Here is a 22224-nt window from a genome sequence, read left to right on the forward strand (position 1 = left end):
TTCTAAACGGATTTTAGAATCGCAAAGATAAAAATCAATCCGTTACGGATTTAATAATTAATATCGTTCCAAGTACTGGAGTAAAACGGAGCTACTTTATTAAGATTTTCTTTTAGCTTGACAATGTCCACCTTTGGACCATCAGAAAAAATATTCTTTATTTCCTCTGATTTTGCATCAAAAAATGTTTGTATAAGAAAGGCATTAGGCCTACGCTTAATCAAAGTTTCAAACAAGCGTAAACTACCGGCAACTATTTGTTTGCCCGTACTATTGTTGTCCGCTAATATATCCATGCCTTTTCTATGGTAGTTGTACATGGCAATTCTATACTCCCTAAAAGCATTGGACAGTAAGTTATCTACTAGCTCAAAGCGGGTTCTTTGCCCACTATCTTGGGCCCATCCGGCGTAATTAGTGCCTTGTGCTTGGGTTACAATGTTTTGGGCACGCCTATAAAAGTCATCTCCTCCTTGTAAAGAATAGGTATCTGCGTCCAAACCTAAAATAATATAAACGTAATAAGAAATTACACCCACGAGATTAGAATCAAAATTATTAGGATTAAAAGCTAAAGGTTCAAATTCTTGGTATTGAAAATTGAACGCATTGTCTTTGTAATTAAATACGGGAGTTTCGTAACTAGTATTAAAAACCGGCCTGGAAGATTGTAGCTGTATATTGGCTTCAAAACGATCAGATTCATAACTGGTTACTGTTATAAACATCCTTGCATTTACCCTTTCATTCTCGCCGTACACTCTATTGGTCCACTTATTTTTATTGACAAAATCGTTAAGTGAACGCTCTAAGGTCTTAAATATTTGTTGATTGGTTTGGCCAACCTGATCAGAGTTAATGGTAATTTCACAATTTAGCTCTTGTGCCTTGGTAATGGTAAGGCAAAAAAACAACACAACTAATAAACCTAAGATTTTACGCATTTATTCTTTCTAGAATTTCTTTCCAAATATCCCTAGCAACTTCTGCTTTGGTTTTAATAGCAAACGTTTTTTGGTTCAAATTCTTGTCTAAAAAAGTAATTTTATTTGTACCCGTACCAAAGCCGGCACCGGTATCGTTCAAAGAATTGAGTACTATGGCGTCTAAATTTTTTCTTTTCAATTTAGATTTGGCATTGTCCAATTCGTTTTGGGTCTCTAGGGCAAAACCTACCAAAAATTGATTCTGCTTTTTATCTCCCATAGATTTTAGTATATCTTGGGTGCGCTCCAACTCTAATATCATTGGTTGCCCTTCTTTCTTTTTAATTTTTTGGTCGGCAACTTGCTTTGGCCTATAATCTGCCACCGCTGCCGCACTTATTACAATTGCAGCTTGCTTAAAATTCTGGTGTACTGCCTGGTACATTTCTTCTGCAGTAGAGACTCGTATTATGTTAATGTTAGATTGGTTTACTGTAAGTGTTGTGGGACCAGAAACCAAGGTTACCGTTGCACCCAAATTTGCAGCATGCCTTGCCAACTCAAAACCCATTGTGCCTGTAGAACGATTGCCTAAAAAACGTACTGGATCCAGCGGCTCATGTGTAGGGCCAGCTGTAATTAAAACTTGTTTTTGATACAGCGGCAAACAGCTTGCCAAGTGATTGTTTAAGAAATTGATGATATTCTCGGGTTCCGCCATTCTTCCCTCTCCACTAAGTCCACTGGCAAGCTCTCCAGATTCTGCCGGTATCATAACATTACCAAAAGTGGCCAACTTTTTAAACGCAGCTTTGGCCGTAGGGTGTTTGTACATGTCCAAATCCATGGCTGGTGCAAAATAAACAGGACACTTGGCAGAAAGATAAGTGGCCATAAGCAAATTATCACAGGTACCTTGGGCCATTTTTGCCAAGGTATTGGCCGTAGCAGGTGCTACCAACATAAAATCTGCCCAAAGCGCTAACGCTACATGGTTGTTCCAAGAAAGCGATCCATCTTCCTCATTTATAAAATCCGTCATAACCGGATTTTTTGATAAAGTAGATAAGGTTAAAGGGGTAACAAAAGAGCTGGCGCTGTGGGTCATAATAATTTTAACCTCAGCGCCAGCTTTTATTAATAAACGCGTTAAAAATGTTGTCTTGTAGGCAGCTATCCCTCCGGTAATGCCCAAAAGGATTTTCTTACCAGCTAACATCTAGGCGTCTTTCTCTGTGTTTCTATGGTAGATTTTGTCTTCTAACCACTCTTGAATAGCCAAGGCATGTGGTTTAGGAAGCTTTTCGTAAAACTTAGAAACTTCTATTTGTTCCTTGTTTTCAAATACTTCCTCCAAACTATCACTGTAAGTAGCAAACTCTTCTAACTTTTCTAATAATTCTTTTTTAATTTCAGAATTAATTTGAATGGCTCTTTTAGAAGCTATGGAAATTGCCTCATAGATGTTGTCCGTACTGGCGTCTACCTCGTTACGATTGTGTGTTATCGTAGAAACTGGAGCATTTGTGTTTTTTAAATCCTTCATGTTACAAAACTAAATATTATTTGGAAACTTCCTCTTCTTCAAGATTAAGTCCGTCTTTTATATATTGGTATAATTTTTCTGCTTCTTTCTTAAATTCCGTCTCTGGATACGCCTTCATCAAAGCATTGTAATACTCTAAAGCTTCGGTATAACGCTCTTCCAATTTATTTACCGTACTATTTCTTGCTAGGGTAACAGCAGATTTTAATCTATAAAAATAAGCCTCCTCCCTGTAAATAGAACCTGGATTCTCAGAGATGAAGTTATTAAATGCGGTTATAGAAGAAATGAGTATCGGGTAGTTGAACTCCCCTAATTTATCAAACTGTTTTGCAATCTCTAACTGCTTCTTTTGTTTTTTGGTAGTTAGTTCTTGAGCCATATCATTGGCCTCTTCAAAATATTCTGATTCTGGAAAGGTATTTATAAAATTCTGCAGTTTTGCAAGTGCTTTATCCGTATCGGTTTGGTCCAATGAATATTTAGGCGACATCATATAATAACTCTTACCCTCTAAAAAGGTAGCTTGTTGTATCTTATCGCTGTTGGGATAAGACTTTACAAAACGCTCAAATTGATAACCCGCTAAATAATATTGCTTGGTCTGGAAGTATGAATCGGCAAAAAAGAACATAACCCTTTCGCCTTGTGGCTTGCCTACATATTTTGGAGCAATCTGCTCTAACAAACGGTTGGCTCTTTTAAAGTCCCCTTCATTATAATAACGCTCTGCCAAATCATACTTGGCTTTTACATCTGTGTTCTTAAGTACCTTTTGGTATTCATTACAAGACGAAAGCAATAGAAAAGCGCCAAAAAGCGCTATAAAAAAAGTAGACCTCTTATTTAAAAACATTTTGCAAAATTAGTGATATTCAACGAATATTTAAAACACAAATTGAACTTAAAAAAAAGAGGTTACCTAGAAGAAAATCTATTTTTAGTCAAATTTTAACGAATTAAGCAGAAACCTTTTCTAAAGCTTCTAAAAAGTTAACCAGTTTTTTTTGTAGCTGAACCGTAGCTGCAACTAAGGGGAGTCTAACATTAGGGCTTCCTATTCCTTGTTCTGAACAAATAACCTTTATGCCTGCAGGGTTACCCTCTTCAAATATAAGTTGCATTCCAGGTAGCAACTTGTCTTGTAATTGCATGCCAGCTTCCTTTTCCCCTTCTAATCCAAGCTTAATTAACATAGAAAATTGGGCCGGTAAGCCTTGTCCAAGAACTGAAATTACACCTGCACCACCATCTAAAGTAGTTCTTAAGGCCGTAAAATCATCACCAGATATAATTAAAAAGCCTTCTGGTTTGTTCTGCAGTAAAGCATTTACCTGCTCTAAAGAATCATTTGCCTCCTTAATACCAATTATATTCTTAAAATCTGAAGCTAAGCGCAAAGTAGTTGCCGGTAGCATATTACTCCCGGTTCTAGATGGCACGTTATATAAAATTATGGGTAGTGGGGCCGCTTGGGCCAAAGCCTTAAAATGCTGATATATCCCCTCTTGAGTTGGCTTGTTATAAGCTGGTGAAACAGAAAGAATAGCACTGTAATCCATGATGTCTAATTCTTGTAGCTCTTGAACAAGAGCCATAGTATTGTTGCCTCCTACACCAACAACCAAGGGTAACCTACCTGCATTTACCCTAGAAACCGTTTGCATAACTAACTTTTTCTCTTCTTTTGTAAGCGTAGCAGATTCTGCAGTTGTACCCAGAACTACCAAATAATTTATACCATTGGTAATGTTAAATTCAACTAACTGCTCTAGAGCACTTACATCTACGGTCAAATCTTCATTAAAAGGTGTAATTAATGCAACCCCCGTTCCTACAAATTGCTTCATGGCTTTAATTCTTCTAAAATTTTCAAATACTTTTTCAATTCTTTTTTAAAGGTTTCAAAGTCGTTCAAATTGGTTTCAATCGTTAAATCGCTGAGGTTCTTGTTTCCGTCTTTAACACCTATACGTATTCTAGCATCTACTTGAACGGACATTAACTTTAACAGCAATCTATCATCTGTAAAATAGTTAATCAAAACGTCATAAGGCCTACCTATAAACTCAGAAAAATCCCCATTTTCAATAGACCCGTTCCACCCTAAATTTTTATCGGTACAATAAGGAATACCAAACATCCCGTTCTGATCTTTTCCTCTCTTATAACCAATAATCTGTACCGCATTTGGTCTTAAACCTAAATTATCTTTTAAAGACTTAAATGTTTCCGCTTGGCCGTAATTGTCCATATCTACAATACAAGCAACAGTTGCCACTCCCTTTTTATCGTGTGCAGACTTCTGCTTTAAAAGTGCGTCTTCTAAAAACTTTTTGGCTGATTTAACCTTGAACTTATCTTGAATCGCTTTAAACACCATTCTTATGCCATTTCTGCAAATGTAAATATTCTGCCCATAGCACTTAGCGAAGTTAAACGGTTCTTGCGATTAAATAATAACACAATTTGTTATATTTACAACAAACAATATGCGAGAAATACACAATACATTGTAAGCCACACAACTAAACCCTTTTAAAAGTTTATATTTAGTAGCTTATCTCAAAAATTTTTCATGTCTACCTTAAAATTTGCCCTTTGGAACGCCGAATGGATGAACGAGTTATTTGCCAATAACCCCATACGTTACCACGATTCTGACAAAAAAGGTTATATGACCAAACAAAATATAGCAGACCGAATACATGATATAGCTGGCGTTGTTAATGAAGTAAGTGCAGATATATGGGTATTTGTAGAAGGACCCAACCAAACTGAAGAACTTCAATATTTTTTTGATACCAGTGTTAACGGTGCTTGGTACTGTGCAGTACAGTCTTCTGGCGCACAATCTATAGGAATAGCCGTACGTGCAGACTCCAATTTATTGGCAGAAAATCCATTAACATGGCACAATTTAAAGACAGCGGAATATGCATCAAAATTAGATATTGCAACCAACGAATTTAGAATGGACACCGACAATGATGCTGTAATGGAAGTGCACAAATTTGAAAGAAAACCACTTTACGCATCTGTAAAAACGAAAAATGACAAAACGCTCAATATCATTGGCGTTCATTTAAAGAGCAAAGGCATTTTTAATGCTATGGAATGGTCTAAATGGTGGTCCAAAGCAGATGGTAATCGAAAAAAAATAGTTGCTCAATGTCATCAATTACGTATTGCTTTCTTAGATGATTACCTAACCAATGACGAAACCAAAAACATACCTTTAATTGTATGTGGCGATATTAATGATGGTCCAGGTTTTGATACCAGCGAAATGAAAATTAGCGCTAGCGGCGTAGAACGGTTAATGGGATCAATTTGGAAACCAAACTTGACTTTGGGCAATGTTATGTATGATGTCTTAAACGAGAAAAAAAAGGCGAAATTAGATTTTGAAGAACTTTACACCGCAAGTTTTGCAGATCCAATTTTTAACAACAAATACCAAAAAGCGTGGATAGATCATATTCTTTATAGTAGAGCCAAAGACGGGTGGATTGGTCAGGGTGAAATAATTGAAACAATGGCCAACGGTGAAAAAATCTACAAAAAATATCCAAAATCTTCTGATCACTTTCCTGTAACCTGCTTAATTGATATTGATAAATTATAATACCTTTAAAACACACCTGGCCAAATAACCCTAAAACGAATATAAAAAATGGATATATTTGAAAAACAAACGTTAAACAGCCAAAATACATACGCTCCCCCAATTTGTATTTAAGCATAATTGACTAGCATGCTTAATAAAGACTCCTTTCACTTGACCAGAACAGCAAACGCGCAACACACCCTGTTGTGGGAGACCTACACCAACCCAGATCATATTAAACATTGGAATTACCCAAGTTATGATTGGAAATGTATAGACATAGAAGTAAATTTAAAAGAAGGTGGTTTTTTCAAATGCAAGTTACAGAGTGTAAAAGATGATTTTCTTCTTGAATTTAACGCTGTTTTTAATAAGGTTATAACTAACCGTCTTTTAGACTTTACTGAATCTTATGGTAGAAATTTTATTATGGAGTTTACACCCAATGAAAACGGCTGTATTATAATGCATAAAGCGGATTATGAATCTCAAAATTCTGTCAAAGTTCAACAAGAATACATTTCCCTTATTATTGACAACTATATAACTTACTCTGAAAAACTACAACAAAGTTTGCTCTAGAACTATATTAATCAGTTGATTGCGCTCTTCTTGTAAACTAATTTTAGGAACCGGCCTTTGTGCCAACCTATACCAATAAGCCGCATTCCATTCGTCCCCTTCTTCTCTGTGTAGATGTGCATGAATCCAACTACTCATTTCCTCTTTTGCACCGTCTATTAAATCATGTGCACTTTGCCAATCTCCTTTAGCTGCAAACCATAACCCTTTTAAAGCTACCGGCCAACTTTCATCGGGCTCTTCCCTAATTAAAGTGCTATTAAATTCTTGGAGGTTTTTGGGTATAGCCATTTGCATTACTTTTTATAGGTTACTCACTGGACTTTAATTCTAGTATATCTTCTTCTTCAAAAATATATTGCGGCCATACGCGGTGACCAAGATAAGCCCCACAAATCATAATTAAAACCTGATGCCAAGCTTCCACCTTAAACCCATCTATTTGACCAATTGCAAAAAGTAGGATAATAATAGCCAAAAATCCGAAAAAACCAGAAATCTCTTTCTTTTTGGTTGTTACTTTCCTATTAAAGAAAATTTTTGCAATTAGACCTGAGAGTAGAAAATTTAGCCAAATAAGTTCACTGCGGTTGTGTTCTACCACCTCACTAAAGGTGGGGTATTCGTCTCCTAAAATTACCAATATAATATCTATTATAACCATGGTGCCAAGTAAAATAGCTAGTACCAAACGTATAGTATTTACTGTTTTTAAATGTTTTAAAAAGTAACTTCTTAATCCCATCAATCAAAATTTAAAGACCAAAGAAAATGACCATAAAACACTCCTAAAACCAAGAGCAGACTCATAAACCACAATGGCTTCTTAAAAGGCACTTTATAACCTATAAGCACAGAAACTGCAGCCATGCCAAATAATAGATATACGGGCCACCCGTCTCCTATATAAAATCTTTTATCCGTGGTTCCTATGAACAAATGTCCCAATATGGCGCCCAAAACAAAAGGAATAAAAAAGAACTGATTCTTGGAAGCCTCAAAGAGAAGGATGTTTGATGTATCATCTTCCAATTCATTAAGGTTTAAGGCAATTTCAAAAACCAAATAGAAAATGGCAAAACCAATCATAATATTTCTTACCCACCTGTAGGCTTCTGGGTCAAAAAGCTGTTCCATAAGCTAGAGCATACTTAAAAAATCTTGTTCCGTAATTATAGGTATTCCCAAACCTTCTGCCTTGGTTCGTTTGCTTGGGCCCATTTTATCGCCAGCAACCAGATAACTAGTTTTAGAGGAAATAGAAGAAGAGACTTTACCTCCGTTATCTTCTATCATCTTTTTTAAATCGTTTCTCCCAATAGATTCAAAAACCCCAGACACAACAAAAGTTTTTCCTTTTAAAGCATCGGACTGGTTTTCTAATTGTTCTTGTGAAAGACTAAATTGCAAACCATATTCTTTTAACCTATTTACCAATTCCCTATTTTCCTCATCTGAAAAGAAACCAATAACACTTTCCGCAATGCGTTCTCCTATTTCATCTATAGCAATAAGATTTTCAAAAGAAGCTTGCATTAAAGCATCTATATTTTTGTAAGCTTTTGCTAATTTTTTAGCTACCGTTTCACCAACATATCTAATACCCAAAGCAAACAATACACGTTCAAACGGTATTTCTTTTGAAGCCGCGACCCCTTGAACCAAATTTTCTGCAGATTTTTGCGCCATTCTTTCCAATGGCAACAATTGGACTGTAGTTAAGGTGTACAAATCCGCATAGTTTTGTATTAAACCTTCCTTAAAAAGTAATTCCACAGTTTCGCCACCCAAGCCCTCTATATCCATGGCCTTTCTAGAAATAAAATGTTGTATTCTACCGGTAATTTGGGGTGGACAACCCATGTAATTAGGACAGAAATGCTGTGCTTCTCCTTCTTTTCTAACTAATTCCGTTCCGCATTCAGGGCATTGTTGAAGGTATTTGGTTGGTTCTGAGTCTAAATTTCTTTTGGTAAAATCTACTGCGGTAATTTTAGGAATAATTTCCCCTCCCTTTTCTACAAAAACCGTGTCTCCTTCCCTAATATCTAACTTGGCAATTTGATCCGCATTATGCAATGAGGCACGCCTTACCGTTGTACCCGCCAAAAGCACAGGCTCTAGATTGGCCACAGGGGTTATAGCTCCCGTGCGCCCAACTTGATAGCTTATTTTTTTGAGAATGGTAGAAGCCTGCTCTGCTTTAAACTTATAAGCCATAGCCCATCTGGGAGCCTTAGCCGTATACCCCAACTCTTCTTGTTGTCTAAGGCTATTTATTTTTACCACCACCCCATCAGTCTCATAAGGTAAATCATGACGATGTACATCCCAGTAATTTACAAAAGACATAACTTCTTCTGTGCTCATACACAACTGCGCCACTGTAGGAACTTTAAAACCCCATTCCCTTGCTTTCTCCAACATTTCAAATTGAGAATCAATGTTTAAATCTGGCCCAACAATACTATACAACAAACACTCTAAAGGTCTTTTGGCAACTAGGCTACTATCTTGGAGTTTTAAACTACCAGAGGCGGTATTTCTAGGGTTCATATATGGTTCTTCCCCATTTTCCAATCGCTCTTGATTCATTTTTGCAAAACCGTCTAACGGTAATACAATTTCGCCTCGTATATCAAATTTAGACGGGTAATCGCCCTTTAATTGTAACGGTACCGATTTAATGGTTTTTATATTAGTGGTAACATCATCTCCTTGTACACCATCGCCACGGGTAACCGCCCTTATTAACTTACCCTCCTCGTAGGTTAGACTTATACTTGCTCCATCATATTTAAGTTCACAGGTAAATGCTACCTTTTCATCGCCCAGAATACGTAAAACTCTTTTTTCCCAATCTTCTAAATCTTCTTTGGAATATGAATTATCTAAAGAATACATGCGATATTGGTGTACCACCGTGTTAAAATTCTTTGTTATACCACCTCCAACACGCAAGGTAGGCGATGTAGCATCATAAAACTCTGGGTGTTTGTTTTCTAGGTCTTGAAGCGCTTTTAACTTCATATCAAAATCATAGTCAGATATGGTAGGGTTATCCAATACATAATAGTTGTAGTTATGTAACCTTAATTCTTCCCGTAGTGCTTCAATCTCTTGCTGTATACTCATATGGGCAACAAAATATGTTTATGCTTTTATACCTTTTAATATTCGGAAATTACCGAAAATATCTTGTTTTAATTCTACCTGTTCAAAAGAGTTTGCTATCAACAACGCCTTGGTTTCTTCTGGCAGGTATTGGTTAATCTCAAAATAGAGCTTTCCCTTAGGTTTTAAATAGGTTTTTGCCTTGAGAGCGATTTCCCTATAAAATATAAGTGGGTCGTTATCTGAAACAAAAAGTGCCGTAGCCGGCTCATAATCCTTTACATTTTTTCTTATTTCTTCCTTCTCCAATTCGCGCACGTAAGGCGGGTTAGACACTATTACATCCCACGGACCTTGCAGTTCTCTTGTAAAGTTGCCAGATAAAACATCAAACTCCTTAAAGGTAACCTCTACGTTATTATTAACGGCATTTTCCATGGCAACCCTTAAGGCTTTTTTACTAATATCAACCGCGGTTACCTTTGCCCTAGGCAACTCTTGCGCCAATGACAAAGCAATACATCCACTACCTGTACCAATATCCAATATGCGTTGTGGTTCTGCAATATTGGAATCTGCTATAATCCAAGACACCAATTCTTCCGTTTCTGGTCTTGGGATAAGTGTTTCTTTGGTAATCTTTAACTCTAAATTCCTAAAATAAGCCTTACCGGTTATATGTTGCAACGGCTCTTCTTGCTTTAAGCGTTCTAAAGCTGTAAATAATGGTAATTCTTCTGCTTTACCTACCACATAATTTGGTTGTAAAACCAAGATAAATTTTTGTAGGTTTAAGTAATGGTCTATTAGTTCATAAAAAAAACTATCAATTTCTTCTTTAGGATAAAGTTCACCTAATTCTTTATGATATATAGTTTTAATTTCTGACAGTTGCATGCTATAATTTTCTCAACATATATACCGGACATGCGGAATGCCCCGTGCACCCCATAGGGGCATCTATATAATCAAAACCGTTTTTCTTGTATAATTTTTGAGCAGCTTTCATGTAAGGCATAGTTTCTAGATACATAGCCTCAAAACCATATGCCTTCGCTTGTGCTATACATGCTGCAATCATTTTTGCGCCCAAACCCAAACCCCTTGCTTCTTCTAAAAAATACATTTTCTGTAGTTCGCAGACATTGCCCTTATAATTGTCTAAAGGAGCAACACCCGCGCAACCAATAACGCTTCCATTGGCGTCTACAACAAAATAGTCGCTACGTTCTTTTGCGTATGCACCATACATGTCTTTTAAAGCTTCATCTTCATAAGCCGTACCTACCTTTGGCACGCCAAGTTCTACTAAAACCTTTCTTATAATGGCCTCAACCTGCTCGTTATCTTTAGCTTGTATTTTACGAATAATTGGCGAATTCATTTCTATGAAATTAAATACTACTTTTAAGCCATGAATATAGACGAAAAATACTTGTTTCGCTGTATAGAACTAGGTAAAATTGGATTGGGAACTACCGCACCCAACCCTATGGTAGGGTCTGTAATAGTTTATAACGATAAAATAATTGGCGAAGGTTATACTAGCCCATTTGGAGGCCCCCACGCCGAAGTTAACGCTATCAATAGTGTTAAACATAAAGAGCTTTTGGCCAAAGCTACGCTATATGTTACCTTAGAACCCTGTTCGCACTACGGAAAAACACCACCATGTGCGGATTTAATTATTAAAAGCGGTATACCCAGTGTAGTCATAGGTATTTTAGACCCCCACGAAAAGGTTGCTGGCAAAGGCATACAAAAACTAAAAGATGCCGGGATTAACGTAATTAGCAATGTTTTGGCAGAAGAGTGTGCCGCACACCACAAACGCTTTTTAACTTTTATTGAAAAAAAACGTCCGTATGTAATTTTAAAATGGGCAGAAACGATAGATGGGTTTATAGCTCCTTCTGACCGTATACGAAGCACGAAACCTGAACCATATTGGATTACCAATACCTACTCTAGACAATTAGTACATAAATGGCGTAGTGAAGAACAAGCCATTCTAGTTGGTGCCAACACCGTGCTGGCAGACAATCCCTCTTTAACAGTTAGAGATTGGGAAGGCCAAAATCCAATTAGAGTAGTCTTAGATAAAGATTTAAGTTTGCCTAAAACAAGTGCCGTTTTTAACACGGATGCCAAGGTTATAGTTTTAACAAGCAAAACAGAGGCTAGCACTTTGGAGCACTTGGTCTATGAAAAGATAGATTTTAATAAAGACCTAACAGAAAACATTCTGAGCGTTTTGTACAAAAACAATATCAATAGTGTAATTGTAGAAGGTGGTTCCAAAACAATTAATGCATTTATCTTGAATGGTCTATGGGATGAAGCTAGAATTTTTACCGGAGAAACCACTTTTAAAACGGGCGTACCTGCCCCTAAAATTACTGGTAGACTAGCTTTCTCACAAAAAATAGGATCCGACACGCTAAATATGCTAACAAATGATTAAAAATATCATCTTTGATTTTGGAGATATATTCATCAACTTAGATAAAATGGCCACACCAAAAGCAATGGCTCAATTTGGTTTTAAGCAAATTACCCCTGCTTTAGACAAGATTTTTAAAAACTATGAAAAAGGCACTATTAGCACCCAAGATTTTTTAAAACAAATCAATACTATTTTTCCTAAGGCAACAGCCAAAAATCTTATAGAGGCATGGAACGCTATACTTAAAGATTTTCCCGAATACCGTTTACATTTCCTCAAAGAATTAAAAGAACAAGGCCGGTATAGGTTATTTCTTTTGAGCAATACTAATGATTTGCATATAGAACAGGTAAAAAAGCAAATGGGTAGTACTTATAAAGACTTTAAAGCATGCTTTGAAGTCTTTTACCTTTCTTATGAAATGGGTAAGCGTAAACCAGATGCTCCTATTTTTGAACAGGTTTTGGAAGAAAACAATCTAAAGGCAGAAGAAACCTTTTTTATAGACGATACAAAGGAAAATACAGACGCGGCCAACCAGTTAGGGATTAAAACGTGGAATTTACAAGTTGGCCAACAAGACATTATTGACCTTAATAACTATTTATAATGCTAAATCTTGCCTTAAGCGTATTATGCTCTAGTCTTATTTTTGTAATATTTAAATTGTTTGGCACCTACAAAATACAATCGCTTTATGCTATTGTGGTAAATTACTTTGTTGCTTGTATCTGTGGTATTCTCTTCTACGAGGGTAAAATAAATGTAAGTGAGCTTGTAGGGTCAGGATGGTTCTATGGTACCTTTGCCCTAGGCATACTCTTCATAACAATATTTAATATTATGGCTAAATCATCTCAATTAAATGGGGTGGCCGTAACTTCCGTAGCCACCAAAATGTCTTTGGCCATACCTGTATTATTTGCGTTATTGGTTTATAAAGAATCGCTCTCTATTTGGCAAGGCTTGGGTATTTTATTGGCCTTAGCAGCGGTTTACTTTGCATCTATCAAAAAGAAAGGTCTTGTTATAGCTCCAAAAACGCTCTTACTTCCATTTTTAGTCTTTATAGGTTCCGGAGTAATAGATACTACCATAAAATACATTCAGGATGAGTTCCTAGACGAGAGCATGTATCCTATTTTTTCTGCAACGGTATTTGGTGCCGCAGGTACAACAGGGGTTTTGTTTTTATTGTTCAACAGCAAAAAAACACCCATAAAACGAAACCTAAAAAACGTATTAGGGGGTATTTGTTTGGGCATACCTAACTATTTCTCTATCTATTTTCTATTACAAGCGTTAAACAACCCAAAATTCAACAGTGCTTCTATATTTACCATAAATAATGTAGCAATAGTAATGTTTACCACTTTTATCGGTATTTTATTATTCAAAGAAAAGCTACAACCAAAAAATTGGTTAGGCATAGGGTTGGCAGTTATTAGTATTCTTTTGGTAGCTTTGTTTTAATGATAGATGACAAGGATTCCTACAAAACCATTTTAGCCCCTGTAGAAGCTATTTTACTAAAGGAGAAAAAAAGTAAATTTATAGGATATGCCTATCCAATATCAAAAGAAGAAGAAGTAAAACCCATAATTGAACTTCTACGAAAAGAATACCCGACCGCCAACCACGTTTGCTACGCTTGGCAACTAGGTGTGGAACGCATTAGTTACCGTGCCAATGATGATGGTGAACCAAATAATTCTGCCGGCATGCCCATTTACGGCCAAATACAAGCATTTGACATTACCAATGTTCTAGTTGCTGTAGTTCGTATTTTTGGTGGTACCAAATTGGGTGTTGGTGGCTTAATATCTACCTATAAAGAAAGTGCCAAATTAACTTTGGAAGAAGCTAAAGTTACCTCCAAAATACTCACCACCCCATTAATTTTAAATTTTGATTATGATAAAATGAATGTGGTGATGCGTTTGATCAAAAAACATCAATTAGATATAGTTGAACAGAAAATGGAAATTAATTGCACCATAAAGTTAGCGGTTAAAAAAAGTGATTTAGAACAGGTCTCAAAAAAATTTACTCCCCTAAAAGGAATTGAAGTACTAACCCCTGAAATCTAACTTTTCCAAAATATAATCCGGACATTTAACGGGTCTCATTTTTTTCTTATCCATAAAAACCAAGGTAGTAGAAGCTTCGACTAAAAGTTCATTTTTCTCGTTATAAATTTCATAGTCAAATTCTATTCTTACACCGGGCTTTTTTTTCAAAATTGTTTTAATTGTAATAAGGTCATCATACTTGGCAGATTTTTTATATTTAAGTTGTAAGTCAATTACCGGTAACATTACACCATTTTCTTCCATTTGCTTGTAAGAAACCCCTAAACCCCTTAGCCACTCTACTCTACCCACTTCTAGGTAGGTAGCATAATTACCATGATAAACTACGCCCATTTGATCGGTTTCCCCATATCTAACTCTAAAAGAAAATGTGTTAAAATTCATTTCACTATCTATTTTTTGGTATATTTAAAGGCTATGCTGATTTGATGAAAACATGCGAAAAAAAAATCATAATTTCAATAAGAGATAGGTTTTTTTTTTAGCTTTTTTGTTCACATATTTGCCCCTGTTCAAATTAACAGGGACACGCCCCCGATTTCAGTTTTAGTTTATAAAACATTACACTAACCAAAATACAAAGGACACACTTAGAATGAGTAATACTGCATCTTCCATTTGGAACAATTGTTTGGCATTTATCGAGGATAATATCCAACCGCAGGCATTCAAAACGTGGTTCCTTCCCATTAAACCGGTAAGACTTGCAGACAATGCTTTGAGCATACAAGTACCGAGTAAATTTTTCTACGAGTGGCTAGAAGAACACTATGTAAAGTTGTTAAAAGTTGCTTTAAGAAAAGAGTTGGGTGCTAACGCCAAATTGGTCTACATTATCAAGATGGAGAACAAATATGGCAATAACGAATCTTTTACAGAAAAGATTCCTAGCTCTAACCGCTCTGCAATGGCTCCACAAGAATTAGATGTACCAATTACATCTAAAAATCCGGAGCTAAAAAATCCGTTTGTTATCCCGGGTATCAGGAACATTAAAATTGAATCGCAACTTAACCCAAATTACAATTTTGACAACTTCTTAGAAGGAGACTCCAACAGATTGGCAAGATCTGCCGGTATGGCGGTTGCCAATAAACCAGGAGGTACATCTTTTAATCCACTAATGATTTTTGGTGGTGTTGGTTTGGGTAAGACCCATTTGGCACATGCCATTGGGGTAGAAATAAAAGACAAATATCCTGAAAAAACAGTTCTATATATTTCTGCTGAAAAATTTACCCAGCAATATATAGAATCAGTCAAAAAGAATACAAGAAATGATTTTATACATTTTTATCAATTAATAGATGTATTAATCATAGATGATGTTCAATTCCTTAGCGGAAAATCTGGAACACAAGATGTATTCTTTCACATATTCAACCATTTACATCAAAATGGCAAGCAGGTAATCTTAACTTCAGATAAGGCTCCTGTAGATATGCAAGACATAGAGCAACGTTTACTTTCTAGATTTAAATGGGGACTTTCCGCAGAATTGCAAAGTCCAGATTATGAAACACGTGTCTCTATCTTAAAAAACAAATTATATAGGGATGGTGTAGAAATGCCAGATGAAATTATAGATCATGTGGCCAAAAACATCAAGACCAATATACGTGAGCTAGAAGGTGCCATTATTTCTTTGATTGCCCAATCATCTTTCAACAAAAGAGAAGTAACCTTAGATTTGGCACAACAGGTTGTAGAAAAGTTTGTAAAGAACACTAAAAGAGAAGTTTCTATAGACTACATTCAAAAAGTAGTTTCAGACTATTTTGAAATGGATGTGGCCACCCTACAATCCAAAACAAGGAAAAGACACATTGTACAGGCTAGACAATTGGCTATGTTTTTTGCAAAGAAATTTACCAAAGCTTCTTTGGCGAGTATAGGTTCCCAAATTGGTAAAAGAGACCATGCAACGGTATTACACGCGTGCAAAACGGTAGATAATCTAGCAGAAACTGATAAGCAGTTTAAAAAATACATAGACGACCTTACTAAAAAATTTACTTAAAACTATTTAGACAATGACCAAAATATTAATGGTATGTCTAGGTAACATTTGTAGATCGCCCTTAGCAGAGGGGATTATGCAAAGTAAAGTGAATTCGGAAAATGTATTCGTGGACTCCGCAGGTACTGCTGGGTATCATATTGGTAATGCTCCAGACCCTCGTTCCATTGCGGTAGCAAAAGCTCATGGCTTGGATATTTCAAAACAACGATGTCGTAAATTCCAAACGGAAGATTTTACACGTTTTGATCGTATCTATGTTATGGACAAAAGCAATTATACAAATGTACTTGCTAAGGCAACATCCGTGGAAGATAAACAAAAAGTAAGATTACTGCTTAGTGAGATTGATGGTAAAACCAACGAAGTTCCAGACCCGTATTATGGTGGAGACGATGGCTTTGAAAAAGTCTATCAACTAATTAATAAGGCTTGTGATACTATTGCCCAACAACTGAGCTAATCAAGATTAAAATGGAAACAACCCAATCCCCCAAGGGCCAATTATTCTTAATTCCTACTATGTTGGGAGATACCGCCCCACTGGAAGTTTTACCTATTTCTATAAAACAGACTATTGAAAACATAGACTTCTACATTGCCGAAAACGAAAAAACAGCAAGACGTTTTATTAAACGGATTAGTCCAGGAAAATCACAGCCAAGTCTACATTTCAATATTTTAAATAAATACACGGACCCGTCTGAACTACCCACCTTTTTAGACCCTTGTTTGGATGGTATTTCTGTTGGTTTATTATCAGAAGCTGGGTGCCCTGGAATTGCAGACCCCGGAGCAGATGTGGTTAAATTGGCACACCAAAAAGAAATTAGCGTTGTACCCTTGGTTGGACCCTCTTCCATAGTATTGGCAATGATGGCTAGCGGTATGAACGGCCAAAGTTTTGCTTTCAATGGGTACCTGCCTATAGATAGTACGGAGCGAAGCAAGGCAATTAAAAAGTTTGAGCGCCTCTCAAGAGAGTCACAACAATCCCAGGCTTTTATAGAAACACCATACAGAAACGAAAAGTTATTTGAAGAATTCCTAAAACGCTTGCATCCCAGCACAGAAATATGTGTTGCCGTAGATATAACTCTGGAAACCCAGGTTATTAAGACAAAAACGGTAACAGAATGGAAAAAGACCACATTGGACCTTCAAAAAAGGCCCGCGGTCTTTATAATACATGCACGCTAAGTAAAAGCGTCTAAATTCTAGGTTTTTGTTTTGCTTTGATAACAGAAACATCAAAACCCGCAAATTTTTTCATGTAATAGGCTACAGTACTACCGTATGCATCTGAAAAATCTGCCTGTCCGTAAGACCGTAAATATTTTTTTACGTTACCAGCACCTGCTAAATGGGCTGCCGCAACTATTCCAGATTCCGTAATAGTTATCCCATTAATACGTTTGCCAACAAATCTTTTAATATCCCTACGCAGTATCCATTTATTTCTTGCCACGTTTAGATTAAACACCTTTTCTTGCAAGGCAGGATCATTTAAAAATGCATCACCATCTTTAACGCCCATTAAACGTAATGTTGATCTACCAAATTGGTATTTTCCCAAATAACCTAACGTATTAACACTAGAATAATCTCCTTGGGATTCTTTAAAGGCTAGAGCATCCTTAAATCCTTGATAGCTCTTACCCAAAAAGACATTTAAAAATTCGTCTTTTTCTAATTCGATACGAGTTTGTTCTTCTGGAAAATCAAAAAACAAACCCTGGTTATGCACTTTTAATAAATCTGGCACATCAACCTTTGTGTTCTTTACCCTGTAGGTAGCAAAACTTGTCAAAATTGTAATTATGGCAAGATGACCTAAAAAACCGATCCATCTTTTCATAAGCGTTCTTTTTTAAGGATTGTATAAAATCCTAATTGGCCGGCAAATATACGGGGGATCTTGCGTTAAATGTTAAAAAATATCCTAACTTTTTGATAAATAGGTATTAAAAAGCGTTAAACGGATTTCAATTAGGGGAGATTATCTGCTAATCCGTTGTTGGTTCAACCATTGTACGTACTGCACTTTGTTTTGGTTATGCTGCGCCAATGTCTTTGCAAATTTGTGATACCCAAAGTTAGTAACATCTGCCACAAAATACAAATATTGATGCTTTTCTGGATTTAAAACGGCTTCTATGGAAGATATATCTGGCATAGTTATAGGTCCAGGAGGTAAACCAGCATATTTGTAAGTATTATAGGGCGAATCCATTTCTAAATCTCGATACAAAACACGTTTTATAATGGTATCGTAATTTCCTGTTTCTCTTTTTATGGCATAAATTACGGTTGGGTCTGCCTGTAACAGCATTCCCTTTTTTAATCGGTTTAAATACACCCCAGCCACCCTTGGTCTTTCATCTACCTTCACAGTCTCTTTTTGTACAATTGCTGCCAAAGCAATTGCCTGGTTAGGAGTTAAACCTTGTTGTTTTGCTTTTGCCTTTCTTTCATTAGTCCAAAAAGCCTTATATTCTTTTAGCATCCGCTCCCTAACGCCTTCTGCGGTTGTGTTCCAAAAAAACTCATAGGTGTTTGGCAGGTATAAAGAAAGCTCATTATACGAATCAAAGCCATGCTCTTTAAGAAAAGCTGAGTCTCCCAAGGCAGTTGCCAACGCTAAACTATCTGGCTCTACTTGTGCTGCAATTCTACCAGCCAATGTTCCTATGCTTTCCTGGTTGTTAAAGGTTACTTTTACAGGTAGGTTTTGACTTCTAAGGGTATTCACAATTTCATTATTATTCATACCCTTGGTAATTCTATACCTTCCTCCTTTAATATTGGCCAAATAACCTTTTCTATTTGCAACGGATAAAAATGCATCCAAATCTTTTAATAAAGGGGACAACCTTTCGGTTACATCTTGGGTAGTTGCATTACTGGGCATATAAACAAATGCCTCTTTGTTTTCAAAGGCTGTATTAGGGGTAAATATTGCCGTATAAATAGAATAAGCAAAAACAGCAACGATCACCAATCCTAAAAGGGCAGCGGCCAAAACAACTTTCTTTAGATTTTTCAAGCTCTTATTTTTTGATATAATATTTCGTTCTTAAATTCCTTATTGAAGTATATCCAATCTTTTTTAATTCCTACTTTTTGATAGCCTAATTTTGTAAATACATAATTGCTCTTTTGATTTTCTTCCAAAACATTGGCATATATCTGGTGTAAATCTAAAATTTGAAAGCAATAATCCTCAACCAACCTTAAAGCTTCACTACCAATTCCTTTATTTTGAAAATCCACACGATAAATTATGATTCCAACACCTACCCTTTTATGGCAAGGCTCAAAATCAAACAAGTCTACAAAACCTAGTGCAGTACCTGTACCATTTTCACAGATACACAACCTTAATTGTTTGGCCTCATAAATATCCATATGGGCGCTATCAATATATTGCCGCAACAATTCTTTGGAATAAGGAGCTAGCGTTCCGCTTAACTCCCATATAGCCATATCGTTTTCTACTTGATATAAAAAATCAATATCCGAAGACTCTAAAGCCCTTAAAAACACCTGGTCTCCCGCTAGTTTTAGCATGCAATTTCCCCTTTAAATACTTTTTGTGCAGGGCCTTTTAAAAATACCTTCTTGTAACCGCTTCCATTTTGCTCAAAAGAAATAGTTAGATCCCCTCCTCTAGCTTTAACTTTTACCGTATTTGAAATAGCCTTCTTTTGTTTATGCATTGCTAAGGCTACTGCGGTTACCCCTGTACCACAAGATAACGTTTCGTCTTCTACCCCACGTTCGTAGGTTCTAACTTCAAAAGTATCGTCTGCTAAAGGTGTTACAAAATTAATATTGCTTCCAGATTCCCCATATAGACCATATCTTAGTTTAGCTCCTTCTTTTTTAACGTCCAAACTGGCAACATTGGCAACTATTTGAACATGGTGTGGTGAACCTGTATCTAAAAAGCTGTATTTATCTTTCTGTTGAATCACAGCAACATCAATCATTTGCAAAGCAACAACATCTTTATTGATAGATGCATGGTGCAAACCATCAATTGCATTAAACGTAGTTTTGTCTTTAATTATATCTAAATCTCTAGCAAAAGCCACCAAACATCGGCCACCATTGCCACACATTGTGCTCGTATTACCATCAGAATTGTAGTATACCATTTTAAAATCTGACAAGTTGTCATTTTCCAAAAGAATCAATCCGTCTGCTCCAATACCAAATCGTCTATCACATAAAAATTTTACCAAATCTGTATTTTCTTTTGGAAAAGTATCTTTGCGATTATCTACCATTACAAAGTCGTTCCCGGTACCTTGATACTTGTAAAATTCTAATGTGAGTCCTGTCTTCATGCCGCAAATATACTACAATCTTTAAGGAATGTTTAGCAGTTAAAAAGCCGTTAATTTGTTAAAATTGGCACGATTTATGGCTACTTTTAAAATGCTTAATGTTTTAAAAAGAGTTATATAGATATGAGAAGAACAGCACAATTATTTTTTGTGGCCTTATTGGCCGGTGGTGTCACACTCGGCGCCTATAAATTGTTTTTTGAGAAAGAACAATTTACATTTGTTGCTCAAAATGAGACCACACCATTTTTAACTACCAGCATGCCTACTTCCCCTAAAGGTGCCGGTATTAATGAGGTTGACTTTACCGTTGCGGCAGAGAAAACCATTAACGCGGTGGTACACGTTAAAAACATGACGGTGAGCCCCGCCAATCCGCTTGCGGAATTCTTCTATGGTTTCAAAGGCGGCCAGACTCCACAAATTGGTACGGGATCTGGAGTAATTATTTCACCAGATGGTTACATTGTAACAAATAACCATGTTATAGATAAGGCAAATTCTTTAGAAATAACCTTGAACAACAACAAAAGTTACGAAGCAGAAATAGTGGGTACGGACCCAAGTTCTGATATTGCACTTTTAAAAATTGAAGTAGAGAATCCCCTACCTTACCTAGCGTTTGGAGACTCTGATAATGCTAAAATTGGAGAATGGGTTTTAGCGGTAGGTAATCCTTTTAACCTTACCTCTACAGTAACCGCAGGTATTGTAAGTGCAAAAGCTAGATCAATAAGTACAAATAGAGACCAATCTTTTATACAGACCGATGCAGCCGTTAATCCCGGTAATTCTGGTGGCGCATTGGTAAACACAAATGGCGATTTAATTGGTATTAATACTGCTATTACATCGCAAACCGGGTCCTACGTAGGGTACTCTTTTGCGGTACCTAGTAATATTGCCAAAAAAGTGGTAGATGATTTACTAGAGTTTGGTAAAGTGCAAAAAGGTATTTTGGGTATATCTGCTTTAAGTTTAGATAGCCCGCAAGCTAAAGAAATGAATATTGACCAAGTAAATGGTGTTTACGTTGCCGGTGTAGAAGACGAATCTGGAGCTGAAGAGGCAGGCCTTAAAGAGGGCGATATTATTAAACAGGTTGGGAATATTAAGGTGAGTAAATTCTCAGAATTAACTGGTTATTTATCTTCTAAAAGACCGGGTGATGTGGTTGAGGTGTTAGTAGACCGTGGCGGCGAGACCAAGACTTTTGAAGTTGAACTCAAGAAAAGGCAAACCGAAATACTACCGGTTATGGGGCTGCAGGTAAAAAATCTTTCAAAAGAAGACCAGAAAAAATATAAGACCAAGAAGGGTGTTAAGATTACCAATGTACCAGAACGTTATAGAGGTTATGAATTAGAAGATAAGGTTATGATCCTTATTGATGATAACGAGATACGCGATGTGGAAGACGCAAAAGAGCTATTCCAAAAAATAACCCGATACGGAAGGACTAGTATTACACTGTTGGGAGAAAATGGCGAAAGGGAACGATTAATTTTTCAATAAACCCTGAAAAAATTGCATGA

Annotated in this window: 27 protein-coding genes; 10 read left to right on the plus strand and 17 right to left on the minus strand. The window is 36.4% G+C overall.

Going from position 1 to position 22224, the window contains the following annotated elements; translation table 11 throughout:
* Positions 1–50 precede the first annotated feature (50 nt).
* The 6 genes from porD to BUL40_RS06015 all read right to left on the minus strand — a co-directional run bounded on the left by porD (position 51) and on the right by BUL40_RS06015 (position 4855).
* Positions 51–944 (minus strand): type IX secretion system protein PorD, encoded by an 894-nt coding sequence (gene porD / locus BUL40_RS05990; protein ID WP_010518022.1) that lies wholly within the window; start codon positions 942–944, stop codon positions 51–53.
* A complete protein-coding gene (gene coaBC / locus BUL40_RS05995) occupies positions 937–2145 on the minus strand; it encodes a bifunctional phosphopantothenoylcysteine decarboxylase/phosphopantothenate--cysteine ligase CoaBC (protein WP_080318476.1) in 1209 nt (402 codons plus the stop codon). Before coaBC ends, porD begins: the two co-directional genes overlap by 8 nt.
* The gene (locus tag BUL40_RS06000) at positions 2146–2472 is read right to left on the minus strand and encodes a DNA-directed RNA polymerase subunit omega (RefSeq protein ID WP_010518020.1); all 327 of its coding nucleotides are present in this window, start codon (positions 2470–2472) and stop codon (positions 2146–2148) included.
* A 16-nt stretch (positions 2473–2488) separates the two neighbouring features.
* Positions 2489–3328: an outer membrane protein assembly factor BamD gene (locus BUL40_RS06005; protein WP_010518018.1), complete on the minus strand. Its 840-nt coding sequence runs from the start codon at positions 3326–3328 to the stop codon at positions 2489–2491.
* Between the two features lie 103 nt (positions 3329–3431).
* Positions 3432–4322 carry a 4-hydroxy-tetrahydrodipicolinate synthase gene (dapA, locus tag BUL40_RS06010; RefSeq protein WP_080318477.1) on the minus strand — a complete coding sequence of 297 codons (891 nt, stop codon included), beginning with the start codon at positions 4320–4322 and terminating at the stop codon, positions 3432–3434.
* Positions 4319–4855, minus strand: coding sequence for a DUF6913 domain-containing protein (locus BUL40_RS06015; RefSeq protein WP_080318478.1), 537 nt, complete (start codon positions 4853–4855; stop codon positions 4319–4321). Before BUL40_RS06015 ends, dapA begins: the two co-directional genes overlap by 4 nt.
* A 195-nt stretch (positions 4856–5050) precedes the next feature.
* Here BUL40_RS06015 and BUL40_RS06020 point away from each other — a divergent pair, with 195 nt between their 5' ends.
* Both BUL40_RS06020 and BUL40_RS06025 read left to right on the plus strand, forming a co-directional pair.
* Positions 5051–6100 (plus strand): endonuclease/exonuclease/phosphatase family protein, encoded by a 1050-nt coding sequence (locus tag BUL40_RS06020; RefSeq protein WP_080318479.1) that lies wholly within the window; start codon positions 5051–5053, stop codon positions 6098–6100.
* A gap of 129 nt (positions 6101–6229) precedes the next feature.
* Positions 6230–6664 (plus strand): SRPBCC domain-containing protein, encoded by a 435-nt coding sequence (locus tag BUL40_RS06025; protein ID WP_080318480.1) that lies wholly within the window; start codon positions 6230–6232, stop codon positions 6662–6664.
* On the opposite strand, the gene BUL40_RS06030 is transcribed toward BUL40_RS06025, so the two are convergent.
* From BUL40_RS06030 to BUL40_RS06055, 6 genes are read right to left on the minus strand one after another with little or no spacing between them, the layout of a single operon-like run.
* Positions 6644–6955 (minus strand): hypothetical protein, encoded by a 312-nt coding sequence (locus BUL40_RS06030; RefSeq protein WP_080318631.1) that lies wholly within the window; start codon positions 6953–6955, stop codon positions 6644–6646. The genes BUL40_RS06025 and BUL40_RS06030 overlap by 21 nt on opposite strands.
* Before the next feature lie 19 nt (positions 6956–6974).
* Complete coding sequence (locus tag BUL40_RS06035; RefSeq protein ID WP_080318481.1) at positions 6975–7409, minus strand: hypothetical protein; 435 nt, start codon at positions 7407–7409, stop codon at positions 6975–6977.
* Complete coding sequence (locus BUL40_RS06040; protein WP_010518008.1) at positions 7409–7801, minus strand: hypothetical protein; 393 nt, start codon at positions 7799–7801, stop codon at positions 7409–7411. Before BUL40_RS06040 ends, BUL40_RS06035 begins: the two co-directional genes overlap by 1 nt.
* A gap of 3 nt (positions 7802–7804) precedes the next feature.
* Positions 7805–9799: an NAD-dependent DNA ligase LigA gene (ligA, locus tag BUL40_RS06045; protein ID WP_080318482.1), complete on the minus strand. Its 1995-nt coding sequence runs from the start codon at positions 9797–9799 to the stop codon at positions 7805–7807.
* A gap of 18 nt (positions 9800–9817) precedes the next feature.
* Positions 9818–10675, minus strand: a complete 858-nt coding sequence (gene prmC / locus BUL40_RS06050; protein ID WP_080318483.1) for a peptide chain release factor N(5)-glutamine methyltransferase — start codon at positions 10673–10675, stop codon at positions 9818–9820.
* A gap of 1 nt (position 10676) precedes the next feature.
* Positions 10677–11162: a GNAT family N-acetyltransferase gene (locus BUL40_RS06055; protein WP_080318484.1), complete on the minus strand. Its 486-nt coding sequence runs from the start codon at positions 11160–11162 to the stop codon at positions 10677–10679.
* A 30-nt stretch (positions 11163–11192) separates the two neighbouring features.
* Here BUL40_RS06055 and ribD point away from each other — a divergent pair, with 30 nt between their 5' ends.
* Genes ribD through BUL40_RS06075 form a run of 4 tightly spaced genes read left to right on the plus strand, consistent with a single transcriptional unit; the run spans position 11193 to position 14314 of the window.
* The gene (ribD, locus tag BUL40_RS06060; RefSeq protein ID WP_080318485.1) at positions 11193–12242 is read left to right on the plus strand and encodes a bifunctional diaminohydroxyphosphoribosylaminopyrimidine deaminase/5-amino-6-(5-phosphoribosylamino)uracil reductase RibD; all 1050 of its coding nucleotides are present in this window, start codon (positions 11193–11195) and stop codon (positions 12240–12242) included.
* Complete coding sequence (locus BUL40_RS06065) at positions 12235–12834, plus strand: HAD family hydrolase (protein ID WP_080318486.1); 600 nt, start codon at positions 12235–12237, stop codon at positions 12832–12834. The genes ribD and BUL40_RS06065 overlap by 8 nt, the downstream gene beginning before the upstream one ends.
* Complete coding sequence (locus BUL40_RS06070; protein ID WP_080318487.1) at positions 12834–13697, plus strand: DMT family transporter; 864 nt, start codon at positions 12834–12836, stop codon at positions 13695–13697. The genes BUL40_RS06065 and BUL40_RS06070 overlap by 1 nt, the downstream gene beginning before the upstream one ends.
* Positions 13697–14314 carry an IMPACT family protein gene (locus tag BUL40_RS06075; RefSeq protein ID WP_080318488.1) on the plus strand — a complete coding sequence of 206 codons (618 nt, stop codon included), beginning with the start codon at positions 13697–13699 and terminating at the stop codon, positions 14312–14314. Before BUL40_RS06070 ends, BUL40_RS06075 begins: the two co-directional genes overlap by 1 nt.
* Here the strand turns inward: BUL40_RS06075 and BUL40_RS06080 are convergent.
* Positions 14297–14701, minus strand: coding sequence for an acyl-CoA thioesterase (locus BUL40_RS06080; RefSeq protein WP_080318489.1), 405 nt, complete (start codon positions 14699–14701; stop codon positions 14297–14299). The genes BUL40_RS06075 and BUL40_RS06080 overlap by 18 nt on opposite strands.
* A gap of 211 nt (positions 14702–14912) precedes the next feature.
* On the opposite strand from BUL40_RS06080, the gene dnaA reads away from it, so the two are divergent.
* Genes dnaA through BUL40_RS06095 form a run of 3 tightly spaced genes read left to right on the plus strand, consistent with a single transcriptional unit; the run spans position 14913 to position 17537 of the window.
* Positions 14913–16337 (plus strand): chromosomal replication initiator protein DnaA, encoded by a 1425-nt coding sequence (gene dnaA, locus BUL40_RS06085; RefSeq protein ID WP_010517997.1) that lies wholly within the window; start codon positions 14913–14915, stop codon positions 16335–16337.
* A gap of 13 nt (positions 16338–16350) precedes the next feature.
* Positions 16351–16800 (plus strand): low molecular weight protein-tyrosine-phosphatase, encoded by a 450-nt coding sequence (locus BUL40_RS06090; protein WP_080318490.1) that lies wholly within the window; start codon positions 16351–16353, stop codon positions 16798–16800.
* 11 nt (positions 16801–16811) lie between these two features.
* Positions 16812–17537, plus strand: coding sequence for an SAM-dependent methyltransferase (locus BUL40_RS06095; RefSeq protein WP_080318491.1), 726 nt, complete (start codon positions 16812–16814; stop codon positions 17535–17537).
* 10 nt (positions 17538–17547) lie between these two features.
* Here the strand turns inward: BUL40_RS06095 and BUL40_RS06100 are convergent, their stop codons facing one another.
* The 4 genes from BUL40_RS06100 to dapF form a co-directional block, all read right to left on the minus strand.
* Positions 17548–18195, minus strand: a complete 648-nt coding sequence (locus BUL40_RS06100; protein WP_080318492.1) for a lysozyme family protein — start codon at positions 18193–18195, stop codon at positions 17548–17550.
* Between the two features lie 141 nt (positions 18196–18336).
* Positions 18337–19383, minus strand: coding sequence for an endolytic transglycosylase MltG (gene mltG, locus BUL40_RS06105; protein ID WP_080318493.1), 1047 nt, complete (start codon positions 19381–19383; stop codon positions 18337–18339).
* Positions 19380–19907 (minus strand): GNAT family N-acetyltransferase, encoded by a 528-nt coding sequence (locus tag BUL40_RS06110; protein ID WP_080318494.1) that lies wholly within the window; start codon positions 19905–19907, stop codon positions 19380–19382. The genes mltG and BUL40_RS06110 overlap by 4 nt, the downstream gene beginning before the upstream one ends.
* On the minus strand, positions 19901–20689 hold the full coding sequence (gene dapF, locus BUL40_RS06115; protein ID WP_080318495.1) for a diaminopimelate epimerase: 789 nt from the start codon (positions 20687–20689) through the stop codon (positions 19901–19903). The genes BUL40_RS06110 and dapF overlap by 7 nt, the downstream gene beginning before the upstream one ends.
* A gap of 123 nt (positions 20690–20812) precedes the next feature.
* On the opposite strand from dapF, the gene BUL40_RS06120 reads away from it, so the two are divergent.
* Positions 20813–22204 carry a S1C family serine protease gene (locus BUL40_RS06120; protein WP_010517986.1) on the plus strand — a complete coding sequence of 464 codons (1392 nt, stop codon included), beginning with the start codon at positions 20813–20815 and terminating at the stop codon, positions 22202–22204.
* Positions 22205–22224 lie beyond the last annotated feature (20 nt).

The organism is Croceivirga radicis (assembly GCF_002072105.2).
In the GTDB taxonomy this organism is placed as follows: Bacteria; Bacteroidota; Bacteroidia; order Flavobacteriales; family Flavobacteriaceae; genus Croceivirga; species Croceivirga radicis.

Bases quoted from the DNA above. Each gene is read 5' to 3' on its own strand.
- BUL40_RS06035 (WP_080318481.1), bottom strand. From the start codon at position 7,409: ATGGGATTAAGAAGTTACTTTTTAAAACATTTAAAAACAGTAAATACT.
- BUL40_RS06090 (WP_080318490.1), top strand. From the start codon at position 16,351: ATGACCAAAATATTAATGGTATGTCTAGGTAACATTTGTAGATCGCCC.
- BUL40_RS06040 (WP_010518008.1), bottom strand. From the start codon at position 7,801: ATGGAACAGCTTTTTGACCCAGAAGCCTACAGGTGGGTAAGAAATATT.
- prmC (WP_080318483.1), bottom strand. From the start codon at position 10,675: ATGCAACTGTCAGAAATTAAAACTATATATCATAAAGAATTAGGTGAA.
- BUL40_RS06030 (WP_080318631.1), bottom strand. From the start codon at position 6,955: ATGGCTATACCCAAAAACCTCCAAGAATTTAATAGCACTTTAATTAGG.
- ligA (WP_080318482.1), bottom strand. From the start codon at position 9,799: ATGAGTATACAGCAAGAGATTGAAGCACTACGGGAAGAATTAAGGTTA.
- porD (WP_010518022.1), bottom strand. From the start codon at position 944: ATGCGTAAAATCTTAGGTTTATTAGTTGTGTTGTTTTTTTGCCTTACC.
- BUL40_RS06055 (WP_080318484.1), bottom strand. From the start codon at position 11,162: ATGAATTCGCCAATTATTCGTAAAATACAAGCTAAAGATAACGAGCAG.
- BUL40_RS06000 (WP_010518020.1), bottom strand. From the start codon at position 2,472: ATGAAGGATTTAAAAAACACAAATGCTCCAGTTTCTACGATAACACAC.
- coaBC (WP_080318476.1), bottom strand. From the start codon at position 2,145: ATGTTAGCTGGTAAGAAAATCCTTTTGGGCATTACCGGAGGGATAGCT.
- BUL40_RS06025 (WP_080318480.1), top strand. From the start codon at position 6,230: ATGCTTAATAAAGACTCCTTTCACTTGACCAGAACAGCAAACGCGCAA.
- dnaA (WP_010517997.1), top strand. From the start codon at position 14,913: ATGAGTAATACTGCATCTTCCATTTGGAACAATTGTTTGGCATTTATC.
- BUL40_RS06080 (WP_080318489.1), bottom strand. From the start codon at position 14,701: ATGAATTTTAACACATTTTCTTTTAGAGTTAGATATGGGGAAACCGAT.
- BUL40_RS06015 (WP_080318478.1), bottom strand. From the start codon at position 4,855: ATGGTGTTTAAAGCGATTCAAGATAAGTTCAAGGTTAAATCAGCCAAA.
- dapF (WP_080318495.1), bottom strand. From the start codon at position 20,689: ATGAAGACAGGACTCACATTAGAATTTTACAAGTATCAAGGTACCGGG.
- dapA (WP_080318477.1), bottom strand. From the start codon at position 4,322: ATGAAGCAATTTGTAGGAACGGGGGTTGCATTAATTACACCTTTTAAT.
- BUL40_RS06020 (WP_080318479.1), top strand. From the start codon at position 5,051: ATGTCTACCTTAAAATTTGCCCTTTGGAACGCCGAATGGATGAACGAG.
- BUL40_RS06095 (WP_080318491.1), top strand. From the start codon at position 16,812: ATGGAAACAACCCAATCCCCCAAGGGCCAATTATTCTTAATTCCTACT.
- BUL40_RS06120 (WP_010517986.1), top strand. From the start codon at position 20,813: ATGAGAAGAACAGCACAATTATTTTTTGTGGCCTTATTGGCCGGTGGT.
- ribD (WP_080318485.1), top strand. From the start codon at position 11,193: ATGAATATAGACGAAAAATACTTGTTTCGCTGTATAGAACTAGGTAAA.
- BUL40_RS06110 (WP_080318494.1), bottom strand. From the start codon at position 19,907: ATGCTAAAACTAGCGGGAGACCAGGTGTTTTTAAGGGCTTTAGAGTCT.
- BUL40_RS06075 (WP_080318488.1), top strand. From the start codon at position 13,697: ATGATAGATGACAAGGATTCCTACAAAACCATTTTAGCCCCTGTAGAA.
- BUL40_RS06065 (WP_080318486.1), top strand. From the start codon at position 12,235: ATGATTAAAAATATCATCTTTGATTTTGGAGATATATTCATCAACTTA.
- BUL40_RS06005 (WP_010518018.1), bottom strand. From the start codon at position 3,328: ATGTTTTTAAATAAGAGGTCTACTTTTTTTATAGCGCTTTTTGGCGCT.
- BUL40_RS06100 (WP_080318492.1), bottom strand. From the start codon at position 18,195: ATGAAAAGATGGATCGGTTTTTTAGGTCATCTTGCCATAATTACAATT.
- BUL40_RS06070 (WP_080318487.1), top strand. From the start codon at position 12,834: ATGCTAAATCTTGCCTTAAGCGTATTATGCTCTAGTCTTATTTTTGTA.